Source organism: Microbacterium paraoxydans (assembly GCF_020524545.1).
Lineage (GTDB): Bacteria > Actinomycetota > Actinomycetes > Actinomycetales > Microbacteriaceae > Microbacterium > Microbacterium paraoxydans_C.
The window spans coordinates 126727-140251 of sequence record NZ_JAIVLG010000009.1; the positions used below are offsets into that span (position 1 = coordinate 126727).

At 68.3% G+C, this 13525-nt stretch carries 8 protein-coding genes; 3 read left to right on the forward strand and 5 right to left on the reverse strand.

Annotation, left to right across the window (positions count from 1 at the left end):
* The first annotated feature begins 39 nt into the window (after positions 1 to 39).
* Positions 40 to 1035 (forward strand): endo-beta-N-acetylglucosaminidase H, encoded by a 996-nt coding sequence (locus LC041_RS16270; protein ID WP_226534135.1) that lies wholly within the window; start codon positions 40 to 42, stop codon positions 1033 to 1035.
* On the opposite strand, the gene LC041_RS16275 is transcribed toward LC041_RS16270, so the two are convergent.
* Genes LC041_RS16275 through LC041_RS16290 form a run of 4 tightly spaced genes read right to left on the reverse strand, consistent with a single transcriptional unit; the run spans position 1036 to position 7390 of the window.
* The gene (locus tag LC041_RS16275) at positions 1036 to 4230 is read right to left on the reverse strand and encodes a GH92 family glycosyl hydrolase (RefSeq protein ID WP_226534136.1); all 3195 of its coding nucleotides are present in this window, start codon (positions 4228 to 4230) and stop codon (positions 1036 to 1038) included.
* Positions 4227 to 5162: a carbohydrate ABC transporter permease gene (locus tag LC041_RS16280; RefSeq protein WP_226534137.1), complete on the reverse strand. Its 936-nt coding sequence runs from the start codon at positions 5160 to 5162 to the stop codon at positions 4227 to 4229. Before LC041_RS16280 ends, LC041_RS16275 begins: the two co-directional genes overlap by 4 nt.
* Positions 5159 to 6085 carry a carbohydrate ABC transporter permease gene (locus tag LC041_RS16285; protein ID WP_226534138.1) on the reverse strand — a complete coding sequence of 309 codons (927 nt, stop codon included), beginning with the start codon at positions 6083 to 6085 and terminating at the stop codon, positions 5159 to 5161. The genes LC041_RS16280 and LC041_RS16285 overlap by 4 nt, the downstream gene beginning before the upstream one ends.
* A gap of 3 nt (positions 6086 to 6088) precedes the next feature.
* Positions 6089 to 7390 carry an ABC transporter substrate-binding protein gene (locus LC041_RS16290; RefSeq protein WP_226534139.1) on the reverse strand — a complete coding sequence of 434 codons (1302 nt, stop codon included), beginning with the start codon at positions 7388 to 7390 and terminating at the stop codon, positions 6089 to 6091.
* Between the two features lie 177 nt (positions 7391 to 7567).
* Here LC041_RS16290 and LC041_RS16295 point away from each other — a divergent pair, with 177 nt between their 5' ends.
* Positions 7568 to 8878 (forward strand): glycoside hydrolase 5 family protein, encoded by a 1311-nt coding sequence (locus LC041_RS16295; protein WP_226534140.1) that lies wholly within the window; start codon positions 7568 to 7570, stop codon positions 8876 to 8878.
* A gap of 3 nt (positions 8879 to 8881) precedes the next feature.
* Here the strand turns inward: LC041_RS16295 and LC041_RS16300 are convergent, their stop codons facing one another.
* Positions 8882 to 9913: a LacI family DNA-binding transcriptional regulator gene (locus LC041_RS16300; RefSeq protein ID WP_226534141.1), complete on the reverse strand. Its 1032-nt coding sequence runs from the start codon at positions 9911 to 9913 to the stop codon at positions 8882 to 8884.
* Positions 9914 to 10071: 158 nt separating this feature from the next.
* Between LC041_RS16300 and LC041_RS16305 the strand changes: the two genes are divergently transcribed.
* Positions 10072 to 13092: an alpha-mannosidase gene (locus LC041_RS16305; RefSeq protein WP_226534142.1), complete on the forward strand. Its 3021-nt coding sequence runs from the start codon at positions 10072 to 10074 to the stop codon at positions 13090 to 13092.
* Positions 13093 to 13525: the final 433 nt, after the last annotated feature.

Consider the following 13525-nt stretch of genomic DNA (forward strand, 5'->3'; position numbering starts at 1 on the left):
GCCTGATCTCGATTTCGATGAAGAGGGAGACGATCTGCCATGAGTCGGCCACATTCCACGAGACTTCACCGTCTGCGACAGGGGCTCGCTGTCGCCGCGAGTGCGGTGATCGCGACGTCCTTCGCCGCGGCCTCCCCACCCGCGACCGCTGCCGAGGAGTCGGTGGCGGATCCCCAGCTCGCTGTCTACGTCGAGGTGAACTCGAACGATTTAGCCAACGTCGCCGACTACACGCTCGCGGATTCCGGCCGCGCCGCCGTCGACCTGGCGATGATCTTCGCCGCCAACATCAACTACGACGGCGAGAAGGCGTATCTGCACCTCAACGAGCGCGTCACCGAGACGCTCCGAGACGCGGAGAACCAGATCCGTCCGCTGCAGGCACAGGGCACCAAGGTGCTGCTCTCCGTTCTCGGCAACCACCAGGGTGCGGGATTCGCGAACTTCACCTCGTTCGCCACCGCGGATGCGTTCGCCGCCGAGCTGGCCGATGCGGTGACGACCTACGGCCTCGACGGGATCGACTTCGACGACGAGTGGACGAACTACGGAGCGAACGGCACGGCTCAGCCCAATCCGCAGTCGTTCGGCTGGCTGGTGACCGCGCTGCGCGATCGGCTGGGACCGGACAAGGTCATCAGCCTCTACGCGATCGGGCCGTCGTACACCACCACCGACTTCGATGCGTTCGACGTCGACAGCGTGATCGACCACGCCTGGAATCCGTACTATCCGACGTACGCCGCCCCCACGGTGCCCGGTCTCGAGGATCGCGCGCGCCTCGGTGCCGCCGCGATCGATCTGTCGAACACGAGCGCGGCGACCGCTGCGGACTTCGCGCGTCGAACCGTGGCAGACGGGTACGGCGTCTACGTGGCATACAACCTCACCGCGACGGATCAGTCGGCGTACCTCTCGGGGATCACGCAGGAGCTCAAGGGGGAGCGGACCGAGTATCGTGCCGCTTCGCGTGATCGCACGACTCCGACCGTGACCGTGAAGCCGGGGGAGGTGCTGTTCACCCTCACCGGCTGATCACCCGAGGTCGAAGAGCTCGATCTGGCGGATCGTGACCTCGGACTCCGCACGCACGCGGAGCGCCGGGGTCACGCTCCGGTCGACGAGGGCGAACGGCGTCGTGCGGTCGGCCCGCAGTTCTTCCCGATGCGTCAGCGCCAGGGCCCGCCAGCGCCCATCCGGGCCGAGGGCTTCCCAGCGCAGGGCGGCCGAGGGGGCGGAGCCGGTCGTCGTCACCGTGACATCGCTGACCCCGCGAGCCTCGGGGAACCGCCACCCCACCCAGTCTCCGGGGTGCAGGATGACGCCAGGACGACCGGAGGGAGCCCCGTCGTCGAACACCCGCTCAGGGTGGGCGACGAGAGCCGAGGCGATCACCTCGCCCTCGGTCGCGGTCAGATCGGGGCGCCACGGGACCGCGCCGGGGGCAGGGAAGTGCCCGGACTTCTCGAGCGCGGACTCCGGTTCTTCCCCGAACGTGAGGTCCAGGACGGCATCCCCCACGAGCGCATCGATCGGGAGGTCGGCGGAGGCGAGGAGCGTCCCGTCGAGCCGTGCTTCCTGCAGGATATGAGCCCCGGGGGAACGTCGCCGGGAGCGGACGCGCAGGGACGAGCCGTCCCCCCGATCCACCCGGATGTCGTCGAAGAGCGGCGAGCCGATCCGCAGGTGACCCGAGGCGAGCTCCAGGGGGTACAGCCCGAGCGCGGCCCACAGCCACCAGGCGCTCATCTCGCCGTTGTCCTCGTCGCCCGGGAAGCCCTGGCCGATGTGGGCCCCGGTGAACAGCCGCCCCGCGAACTCCTGGACCAGCGGAGCCGACTGCCACGGACGGTCGCTGAACGCGTACATGAAAGGGATGTGATGTGCCGGCTGGTTGGAGATCGCGCACATCCCGGAGCGCAGAGCCCGCGCCTCTCGCTGCTCGTGGATCACGGTTCCATATGCGCCGGCGAATCGTTCGTCCGCGGTCTCGGGCTCAGCGAACAGGGCGTCGAGGTGACGGCCGAGCCCTGCCGGTCCGCCGTAGAGCTCGGCCAGCCCGGCTCCGTCGTGCACGGCTCCCACCGACATCCCCCAGGCGTTCGTCTCGACGTTGTCCCCGCCCCAGGACCGCGGCTCGAAGTCCGCTGCGACGGCACCGTGCGAGTCCCTTCCACGGAAGAACCCGGTGCCGTCGTCGAAGAGCTGCCGGTACGACCGGGACCGGTTGGTGAAGTAGCGCTCGAAGGCACGGTAGCGGGCGGCTCCCCCGTCGGAGCCCGCGTCGAGGGCGAGCTGCAGGGCGAAGCGGCCGAGCGCGGCGTCGCTGACCGCGTTCTCGATGCTCCAGCTCATGCCCTCCGGCGTCTCGGACGAGATGTAGCCGGTGAATCGGCCGCGGTCGATGCCCTTGCGTCCCCGTCGTGCATCCGGACCGGGCTCGCACGCGTTGCGCCAACCGCTGTCGAACGCGGTCTCGCGGTCGAAGGAGACGCCCCAGCGGGCGGCATCGGCGAAGATCTGGTCACTGGACGTGCCGACCATGCTGTCCACGTACCCGGGAGCGCTCCACCGCGCCATCCACCCTCCGCGTCGGTACTGTTCGAGCTGGCCGTCGAGGAGCCATCCGGCTGATGCGGGATCGAGCAGTGCGAGAGCCGGCCACTCGGTGCGGTAGGTGTCCCAGTAGCCGTTGTTCACGACGAGCTCGCCGTCGGCGATGGCACGGGTGCTGTCGGAGAAGACATCCGCGAACCGCCAGGTCGGTTCCCCGGCGGTCCCGACGTTCTCCGCGGCGCTGTTGGGATACAGGTGCATCCGGTGCAGGGCTGCGGCGATCCGGGCGCGATGCTCCTCGTCGGCGAGGCCGCGGTACGGGACGTCCTCGGCCGGTAGCGCGGGGATCGACACGCGGCCCAGCAGGTGGTTCCAGGCGGCCGCGGCCGCGCCACGCAGCTCCTCGAAGGGGCGCCGCGGAGGTGCCTCGGTCTCGAGGGCATGCCTGGCCTGCGCGACGGACAGGAAGGAGACCCCGATGCGGACCTCGAGGGATCCGAGTCCGCCGACGTACCCGGCGACCTGACCGCGCGCGTCGTCGTCGAGTCGGCCGTACCCGACCGTGCCGTCGTCCGCGTGGCGGAGGACGGTGCCGGCGAAGAAGCATCGAGGTGCGTTGCCCCACTCTTGCGAGCCCTCAGGAATCCACCCCTCGAACGCGTCGGCGCCGATCCGGTCGAGCTGCCCGTCGTCGGTGAGCTGGTCGATCACGAAACCCACCGGGGCATCGGGAGCCGCACTCCGCACGCGGAAGACCGCAGCGTGCATCGTCGCTGTCATCTCGACCGTCAGCCCATCGCCGAGCTCCGCCGCATACTCGTGCGGTCGGGCGCGTTCCGAGCCAGGAACGATCCAGCGCCGCCGCCGCTCCCGGTTGGACGCCGGATCAGCCAGGTAGGGCATCAGCTGCAGCACGGAGCGATCGCCGATCCAGGGGCTCGGCTGATGGGAGAACTGGAGGGCTTCGAGGCGGCGCCCCGCCGCGTCGTCGTGCACGAAGGGACGGTACGGCCAGCGGGAGTCCGTCGCATCGGTGGCCGGCGTGACGAAGGTGAACCCGTGCGGCAGAGCCACCGCGGGGATGGTGTTGCCCCGCGAGAAGCGCGGACCCGAGTGCGTGCCGCGGCGGGTGTCGACACGGTCGACGGGGGCGTGATCCCCCGGCGCGACCCGCTCTTCGACCAGGAGTTGCACGAAGCCCGTGACACGTCCTGTGTCCTTCCCCGCGGCCAGGCTCTGCGCGCCGAACACCAGCTCGACGGTGCCGCGTCCACCGGCGCAGGGAGCGAGCGAGACGGTGTCTGCGTTCCACTGCTCCGGCATGCTCCAGCGCGCGGTGAACTGGGCGTCGGCGGCGAGCGGAAAGTCGTAGCGGTCGCGCACCGCGGGGTCGTCGCTCAGTCGCGATCCGTCGGGCGAGCGCACATCCACCGAGACCGCGAGGGCCGCGTGCGGGGCCAGGGTCGCGGCCGGTCCGTCGGCGTAGAACGCCCAGTGCAGCACCGTGTGCGGTGTGAGCTCGATGTCGGCGAGACCCGGGGCATCGATCCGCTGCACACCACGGGAGGGGTCGAAGGTGAAGGCGAAGACCGCGGCCGGCAGCACTCCGGTGTGTGGACGGGAGGACGGAGGGTCGGCCGGACCGTCCGCGGGGTGAAGACGTACGCCGCTCACCCCTTGATCGCACCCTCCTGCACGCCCTTGAAGAAGAACCGCTGCGTGAAGGAGAACATGATCACGATCGGCACGAGGGCGATCATGGTGCCGGCCGCGATGAGGCGCGGGTCGACCGAGAAGCTGCTGTTGAGATACGCCATTCCCACCGTCAACGTGTACTTCGAGGGATCGGAGAGGACGATGAGCGGCCACAGGTAGTCGTCCCAGGCGCCGATGAAGGCGAAGATCGCGACCACCGAGACCATGCCGCGGATGTTCGGCCACACGATGTGACGGATGCGCTGCCACGTGCTGGCCCCGTCGACCGTCGCGGCGTCCAGCACATCCTTCGGGATCATCCGGCACGCGGTGGCGATCAGGAGCACGTTCATCGCGCTGATCGCGCCGGGGAGGAAGACGCCCCAGAGCGTGTCGGCGAGCCCCAGGGCGCGGATCGTGAGGAAGTTGCTCGTCACCGTCACCTCCCCGGGGAAGAGCAGGGTGGACAGCAGGATCCCCATCACGATCCACTTTCCGCGGAATCTCATGCAGCCCAGGGCGTACCCGGCGAACGTCGAGAGCACCACGTTGCTCACGACGGTCCCGACCGAGACGAGAAGCGAGTGCCAGGCGTAGAGGTAGACCGGCACGATGTCGGCGACCTTGCCGTAGTTCTGCAGCGTGGGCTCGCGGGGGATGAGCTCCGGTGGGAAGGAGTAGATGTTCTCCTGCGGACCCTTGAACGAGGTGGAGAGCTGCCAGATGAACGGGCCGATCACGAGGAAGAGCACGAACAGGAGGAGCGCGTACCGACCGATCAGCCCGCCCAGGCTCGGCTTGCTGAAGTCACCGGATCCGCGGCGGCGGAAGATGCGCTCGCGCGTCGGCGGCGGCGGGCCGTCGGCCGATCGGGTGTCGTCGGCGGGGCGCTGCGGAGTGAGGGTGCTCATGCGGAGACCTTCGCCTTCTTCTCGCGGTTCATGACGGCGATCGCGGCGAGGGGCACGAGGGTGAGCAGGAAGAGGGCCACGCTGATCGCCGACGCGTAGCCGATGTTCCCGTTGAGGCCGGAGCCCACCTGGCGGATGAGCATGACCAGTGACATGTCGTATCCGCCGGGGCCGCCGGTGCTCTTGGACAGCACGTCGAGTTCGGCGAAGACCCGCATCGCGGATACGGCGATGAGCACGGCGATGAGGAGCATGGCTCCACGCACCGACGGGATCGTGACCGAGAGGAAGCGGCGGAAGGAGCCGGCGCCGTCCAGCATCGCGGCCTCGTGCAGCTCCTTGCCGACGTTCCCCAGGGCGGCGAGGTAGACGACCATGTAGTACCCCAGGCCCTTCCAGACCGTGAGCAGGATCGCACACCCCAGAAGCAGCCAGCGGTCGACGAGGAAAGCCATCGGCTTGTCGACCACCCCGAGGAACTCGAGCGTCTGGTTGATGATGCCGCGGCTGTCGAAGAGCCAGGTCCAGATGAGGGCGACCACGACCACCGAGGCGATCACGGGGAAGTAGAAGGTGGTGCGGAAGAACGAGATCCCGGGCAGCTTCTTCTGCACCAGCAGGGCGAGCAGGAGGGGGAGGATCGTGAGCAAGGGCACGCACACGACCACGTAGATCAGGCAGGTGGTCAGCGCATTCCAGAACATCTCGTCGCCGAACATGCGCTCGTAGTTCGCTCCGCCGACGAACTCGGGGGTCCGCAGCGGCCGGGCGTCGGTGAAGCTGAGGAAGACCGTGTTCAGGAACGGCCAGAGCGCGAACACCAGCACCCAGATCACGGCGGGACCCAGCAACAGCCACGGGGTGAACCATCGGTGGGACCTCAGGGACGCGCCGCGATCGCGGGCGCCGGTGTTCGCACGCATGGCTTACTGGTCCACGCGGTTGGCGTTGGCGTACTCGACGATCTTGTCGAGCTGGGCCTTCGCGTCCGCCTCGCCGTTGACGGCGAGGGCGATCTGCTGCGTCATGTAGGTCGCCATGTCCGAGGTCCACTGGAACGGCAGCGCCTTGGCATCCTTCATCGCGCCGAACACGGTGTCGATCGCCGCGAGCTGCTTCTCGTCGGTGACCGAGGAGGCGATGTTGTCGACGACCTCGTCTCCACCGTCGGCCGTGCCGGGGGCGGTGCCGACGGCGAGCGAGGAGAAGGCCACCTGGTTCTCCTGGTTCGTCGCGAACTCCGCGAAGGCGAGCGCGGCCTCCTTGTTGTCGGAGTCGGCCGAGACGTTGAGTCCCTGCACGTAGAGGGGCGCGATGCCGAGGCGTGGCGTGGCGACGGTGTTCTCGAGCAGCGCCGGCGCATCCTTCTGCAGGTCCGTCGTGAAGCCGGTGCCGCCCGTCGTGAAGGCCACCTTCTCCTGGATGTAGGCTTCGGCATTCCCGCCGTAGTCGCCGGTCAGGGCCTCGGCGGGCATGGCTCCGGCTGCGTAGGCGTCGGCGTACTTCTGGATGATCGCCGCGGCTTCGTCGGTGTTGAAGTCGAACTCGCCGTCGGCGTTGATGACCTCCATGCCCGCAGCCGTGAAGGTGTCCAGCGCGGGGATCGAGGAGAGGAGCTGGACCTTGCCGCCCGACTCCGTGGCCACGTCCTCGGCGAGGGTGAGCAGTTCATCGACCGTGGTGGGGAGGTTGTCCTCCGTGACGCCGTACGGGGCGAGCTGTGCCAGGTTCCACCACGAGGCATCGCTGGAGAGGTACCACGGCAGACCATAGGTGCCCTCGATGCCAGGGTACGCGCTGTACGCGTCCCACGCGCCGGCGTTGTACGCGGACGCCAGCTCGGGGTCCGCGGTCTCGAGGTCGACGAGCTTGCCCGCTGCGACCAGGGGATACGCGATGTCCGGCGGCAGGTTCAGCACGTCGGGGAGCGTGTCGGCGTTCGCCTGGCTCAGGATCTTCTCCTGGTAGCCGTCGCCCGGTTGATCGAGCCACTCGACCGTCACGTCGGGGTGCTCCTTCTCGAATGCGTCGATCAGATCCTCGAAGTACGGGGTGAACTTCTCGTTCTTGAGCGACCACGTCTGGAACTGGATCGTGCCGCTCAGGTCGCCGGACGTGTCGACGGGGCCCGATGCTCCGGACGTGCCGCCACCTCCCGTGCAACTCGTCAGCGCCAGAACGCCGATGCCGAAGGCTGCCAGAGCGACCATGCGTGTGGGAGATTTCATCGTGCTTCTTCCTCGAGGCGGGCGATTCCGCGTCGTGGTCGATCGATGGACTACAACGCTTTAGCAGATGAAACCACCCGAAGCGCGTCCTGTCAAGAAGCGTATGTGAACATCTCTGCTCAAGCGTTATAGTGGTGCAGATCCGCCCCTCGGGGCATCTCCGAAAGGTCTGGTTACATGACGCAGCGCGGCGCTCTCGATGCTCCACTGAGATTCGGGGCGAACTACACGCCGTCGAAGAACTGGATGCACTCCTGGCTCGACTTCACCCCCGACGACGTACGCCGCGACTTCGCGGCCCTCGCGGAGCTCGGGCTCGATCACGTCCGGGTCTTCCCGCTGTGGACGGTGCTGCAGCCGAATCGCACCCTGATCCGCGAGAAGGCGGTCGACGACGTGCGCGCGGTGGTCGACATCGCCGGCGAGTTCGGGATGGATGCGAGCATCGACGTGGTCCAGGGGCATCTGTCGAGCTTCGACTTCGTGCCGTCCTGGCTGTACACGTGGCACGACAAGAACATGTTCACCGACTCTCGGGCGCTCGAGGGTCAGGTCGCGCTCGTCGACAGGCTCGGCCGGGCACTGCGTGACGCGCCCAACTTCCTGGGTCTCACGCTCGGGAACGAGACGAATCAGTTCTCCGCGCACACACACCCGTCGCCCTGGCCCGTCACGCAGGACGAGGCGGCCGGCTGGATCTCGGCACTGCTGTCGGCAGCCGACGCCGCCGCGCCGGGGTTCGCGCACGTCCACAGCGAGTACGACGCGGTCTGGTACATGGACGGCCACGGTTTCACGCCGGCCCACGCATCACGGCTGGGGGCGATGACCACGATCCACTCCTGGATCTTCAACGGCACCGCCCAGCGCTACGGAGGCCGATCGGTCGCCTCCGATCGACACGCCGAGTACCTGATCGAGCTCTCCCGCGCGTTCGCGACCGATCCGGACAGGGCGGTCTGGCTGCAGGAGGTCGGCGCCCCGTCGAACTGCCTCACGGACGAGGAGACGCCGGACTTCCTGGAGGCGACCGTGCGCTCCGCGCTGCGCACCCACAACCTCTGGGGTGTCACGTGGTGGTGCTCGCACGACGTGAGCCGTGATCTGGGCGACTTCCCCGAGCTCGAGTACACCCTCGGTCTGATCGATCAGAAGGGTGCCGCCAAGCCCCTCGGCCGGCGCCTCGCCGAGCTGATCCCCGAGCTGCGGCAGCGCGTGGCGCCGCCGTCGAGGGATACGGCGATCGTGGTGGAGGTCGACGAACGCGAAGTCCCCGTGAGCCGGGCGGCGCTGAGTCCCGGGGGGCCGGTGTTCCAGGCGTGGGTCGATGCCTGCGCCACGGGCCTCGATCCCGCCGTGATCACGTCTCGCGACGCTCTCGATCCCGCTGTGCTGGAGGCCCGTGGCATCCGCCGGCTCATCCGCCCCGACCTGTCGGCGGTCGCGGTCGACCCCTACGGGTCCGTGAACACCGTGGTCGACGCCTGACGTTCAGTCGGTACGCGAGGGCGGGGCCGTGCTCTCGCGCACGGTGAGCACGGGAGTCGGGCCCTCGACGCTCGAAAGGTTCGCGCCCGCTTCGATCTGCTGGAGCAGCAGGGTGGCGGCGCGCTCGCCGAGTTCGAAGGTGTCGCGGGTCATCGCCGTGATCGACGGATTGATGAGACCCGCGATGACCGAATCGTCGAAAGAGGCCAGCGAGACGTCGAGGGGAACCCTGCGCCCCATCTCCTGCGCGACGCGGAGACCGGCGACCGCCATCACGTCGTTGTCGTAGACGATCGCGGTGGGCCGCCGCTTCCCGGAGAGCAGTGCCCGTGTCACTGCGGAAGCGCGCGCGGGGGAGAAATCGGTGGTGATGACCTCGCCGCCCACGCCGTCGGCCGCCAGGCGCTCCAGGACTTCGGCGCGCAGCCGGGTGTGCTCGAGCTCCGCGGGGCCAGCCACGTAGGCGATGTGGGTGTGCCCGAGCGCCGCGAGATAGGAGTAGAGCGTCTCCGCCACCGTGTCGTCGCCGATCCACACGCTGGGCACGGTGCCGTCCGGAGCCGGCTTCGATCCGATCATGACGGCGCGGGCGTCGAGGGCGGCGATGCGATCGGCTCGGGGGTCGTCGTCACGCGGGTCGATGAAGATGAAGCCGTCGACCTGGTTGGACGAGCGCCACTGTCGGTGCACCTCCATCTCCTCGGCGGTGTCTGCCACCAGGCGCAGCTGCAGGCTGACCTTGCTCTCGGAGAGACGCGACTCGATCCCGGCGATGAGGTCGGTGAAGAAGGCCTCCGATCCGAGGGAGCGGGCGGGGCGGGCGAGCGCGAAACCGACGGTGTTCGCCCGTGCTCCGACGAGCGCGCGAGCCGCCGAGCTCGGCTGCCAGCCGTTCTCCTCGACGATGGCGAGGATCCGCTGTCTGGTCTCTTCGCTCACGCCGGGGCGCCCGTTCAGCGCGAACGAGACGGCGCCGGGGGAGACGCCTGCCATGCGCGCGATGTCGGCGATCGTGACGCGCTTCGCCGGACTCATAGTCCCTCACCCTACTTGATCGGTTTAGCCCCGTGGAAGGCGGGCGGGTGTGTTCTAGACTCGTCACTAGATCGTTTTAGTAAATCGGATAGCATTCATCACAAGGGCACGCGACCACGTCCGCGCACCCGCCCTCACCGTCGAGTCGGAGACTTCCTATGCATGACGACACCTCGCTCACCGTCGGCCGCGTGAAGCGGGTACTCGAAGAGCGCATCCGCCCGTCGATCCACTCGGCGTCGGTGCCGCTGCACGTCGAGTTCCACGAACTGCCCGGTGAGCCGATCGCACCGGCGGAGGGAGTCGCACTCGATTTCGACGCCGGTTCCGTGGGTGCCCCTTGGGGTCCGGCGTGGGGGACCACCTGGTTCAAGCTCACCGGACGCGTGCCGGCCGAGTGGGCCGGGCGCAAGGTCGAAGCGCTGATCGACCTCGGGTTCGACGTGAACATGACGGGCTTCCAGTGCGAGGCACTCGCGTACAGGCGGGGCGGCACCGGTGCCGAACCGATCCCGGTGAAGAGCATCAATCCTCGAAACCAGTGGGTCCCGATCGCCGAGCAGGCGGAGGGGGACGAGCCGGTCGAGCTGTACCTCGAGGCGGCCTCCAACCCGGTGCTGCTCGACTATCACCCCTTCCTGCCCACACAGGAGGGTGACATCCTCACGTCCTCGAAGGAGCGCCTCTACCGCACACGTCGCATGGATCTGGCGGTGTTCGAGCCGGAGGTGTTCGATCTGGCGCTCGACCTCGAGGTTCTCTTCGAGCTGCAGGCGGAGTTGCCGGCGACGTCGCCCCGCCGCATGCGCATCCTGCAGGCCATGGACGATGCGCTCGACGTCCTCGACCTGCAGCGCATCGTCGTCACGGCTTCCGACGCCCGTGCCCGCCTGGCCGATGTGCTCGCCGCACCCGCCGAGGCGAGCGCGCACCGGATCTCCGCCGTCGGCCACGCGCACATCGACTCGGCGTGGCTGTGGCCCGTGCGCGAGACGATCCGCAAGGTCGCGCGCACCACCTCGTCGATGACGGCGCTGCTGGAGGAGCAGCCCGAGTTCCGGTACGGCATGTCCAGCGCGCAGCAATACGCCTGGATCAAGGAGCATCGTCCCGAGGTGTGGGAGCGGGTCAAGGCTGCCGTCGCCGAAGGGCGATTCCTGCCTCTGGGAGGCATGTGGGTCGAGTCCGACACCGTGATGCCGACGGGCGAATCGCTCGTACGGCAGTTCTCGCAGGGGCAGCGGTTCTTCGAGCGCGAGTTCGGCATCCGGTCGAAGGGCGTGTGGCTGCCGGACAGCTTCGGATACTCGCCCGCCCTGCCGCAGCTGATGCGCCGCGCCGGGTTCGAGTGGTTCTTCACGCAGAAGATCTCGTGGAACCAGCAGAACGTCTTCCCGCACCACTCCTTCCTCTGGGAAGGCATCGACGGTTCGCAGGTGTTCACGCACTTCCCGTCGATGGACACCTACAACTCGCAGCTGAGCGGCATGGAGGTTGCGAAGGCCTCGCGACAGTTCAAGGAGAACCGGGTCAGCTCGCGCTCGATCGCCCCGGTCGGCTGGGGCGACGGCGGTGGCGGCACGACCCGCGAGATGACCGGCAAGGCCGAACGCCTCCGCGACCTCGAGGGCAGTGCGCAGGTGGTGTGGGAGCATCCGGATGACTTCTTCGACGCCGCGAGGGCCGAGTTGCCGCATCCCGCCGTGTGGGTCGGCGAGCTGTACCTCGAGCTGCACCGCGGAACACTGACCAGCCAGCACGCCACGAAGGCGCTGCACCGCTGGGCCGAGCACGCGCTGGTCGAGGCGGAGCTGTGGGCTGCGACGGATACGGTGCGCACCGGTGCCGACTACCCGCAGGCCGAGTTCGACCGCCTGTGGCAGAGCGTGCTGCTGCACGAGTTCCACGACATCCTGCCCGGCACTTCTATCGCCTGGGTGCACCGCGAGGCCGTCGCCGTGCTGACCGACGTGCTCGCGGAGGCGGAGGAGATCGCGGGCGCTGCCCGGCGCTCGCTCGCGGGCGAAGGGGATCGTGAACTGCGGTTCGAGCCGACCTCGGTCGGTCGCGTCGGTGGGCGGACCCGGGCGCTCGGCGCAGCGTTCGTTCCCGAGACGGCCGGCGCTGCCGTCTCGCTCTCGGAGGAGGACGACGGGTGGCGGCTGGAGAACGAGCTCGTCTCGGTGCTCGTGTCCGCCGAGGGGTTGATCGTCTCCGCCGTCGACAAGGCATCGGGCCGTGAGGCGGTCGCCGCGGGGAAGGCCGCGAACCTGTTCCAGCTCCACCAGGACTTCCCGAACATGTGGGACGCCTGGGACATCGATCGCTACTACCGCAACAGCGTCGACGACCTCACCGCCGTCTCGTCGATCGAGGCGACGAAGGTCGGCGGTGTCGCGAAGATCGTGGTCGTGCGTCCGTTCTCGGAGTCGACCATCACGCAGACGATCCTCCTCGCCCCCGGCTCGCGGACCGTGCTGCTGCGCAACGAGGTCGACTGGCACGAGACCGAGAAGCTGCTCAAGCTCGCCTTCCCGCTCGACGTCCAGGCCGCGCACACGGAGGCCGAGACGCAGTTCGGCTATCAGTCGCGGGTCACGCACACGAACACCAGCTGGGAGGCGGCGAAGTTCGAGACGTCGATGCACCGGTTCGTCCTGGTGCGCGAGCAGGACTTCGGGGTCGCGCTCGTGAACGACTCGATCTACGGCTACGACACGTCCCGCGAGGTCTCGGCCGACGCGGTGGCGACGACGGTGAGGCTGTCGCTGCTGCGTGCACCGCGGTTCCCCGACCCCGACACCGACCACGGACGCCACGAGATCGAGGTCGGCTTCGTGATCGGGGCGGACGCGGAGATCGCGACGGCCGAGGGCATCCGGATCAACTCTCTGCCGACGGTCGTGCACGGCGCGCGCGAGGTCGAGCCGCTGGTGACCGTGCAGGGACAGGGGATCGTGGTCTCGGCGGTCAAGCTCGCCGACGACGGTTCGGGCGATGTGATCGTGCGCGTGTACGAGGCGCTCGGCCGGCGCACGGTCGGCGAGCTGACGGTCGGGTTCGAACACCGCGAGGTGCGCGAGGTGAGCCTGATCGAAGACGACATCGAGGGTGCCCGCGTCGGTGGCGACCTGCGGTTGCGTCCGTTCGAAGTGCGCACGCTCCGCATCACCCGCTGAACGGTACTCCGACGCCTGCGGGATCGAAAACGCGCCGGGAAATCGGCGCGGAGGTGCAGTTTCGATCCCGCAGCACAGACTCGGCCGCAGGGCGACACGCCCGGCGGTCGAGCCTGATTTGCCCGATCCTCCGGATCCGCGTAACTTATTACCTGTTCGCCCCAAACGGTTGAGCGGAGGTCCTCGGACCGGCTCCCGTCAAGCAGCTAACACCTCCCGAATCCCAAACACTCACCGAGTGAACAGGATGAAGGTGCTGACTCGTTCCCTCACTCAGGCCGAAGAAAATCGGACTTGACAACGGAGATGAGATCGGTAAGATAGAGAAGTTGCCCTGCGGGCCTGGTTGTGATGGCTGGGTCGTGGGAGCATCCGATCCTTGAGAACTCAACAGCGTGCACTTGTCAAATGCCAATTTTATCCTCGTTCAGCT

Bases quoted from the DNA above. Each gene is read 5' to 3' on its own strand.
- LC041_RS16270 (WP_226534135.1), top strand. From the start codon at position 40: ATGAGTCGGCCACATTCCACGAGACTTCACCGTCTGCGACAGGGGCTC.
- LC041_RS16280 (WP_226534137.1), bottom strand. From the start codon at position 5,162: ATGAGCACCCTCACTCCGCAGCGCCCCGCCGACGACACCCGATCGGCC.
- LC041_RS16285 (WP_226534138.1), bottom strand. From the start codon at position 6,085: ATGCGTGCGAACACCGGCGCCCGCGATCGCGGCGCGTCCCTGAGGTCC.
- LC041_RS16290 (WP_226534139.1), bottom strand. From the start codon at position 7,390: ATGAAATCTCCCACACGCATGGTCGCTCTGGCAGCCTTCGGCATCGGC.
- LC041_RS16295 (WP_226534140.1), top strand. From the start codon at position 7,568: ATGACGCAGCGCGGCGCTCTCGATGCTCCACTGAGATTCGGGGCGAAC.
- LC041_RS16300 (WP_226534141.1), bottom strand. From the start codon at position 9,913: ATGAGTCCGGCGAAGCGCGTCACGATCGCCGACATCGCGCGCATGGCA.
- LC041_RS16305 (WP_226534142.1), top strand. From the start codon at position 10,072: ATGCATGACGACACCTCGCTCACCGTCGGCCGCGTGAAGCGGGTACTC.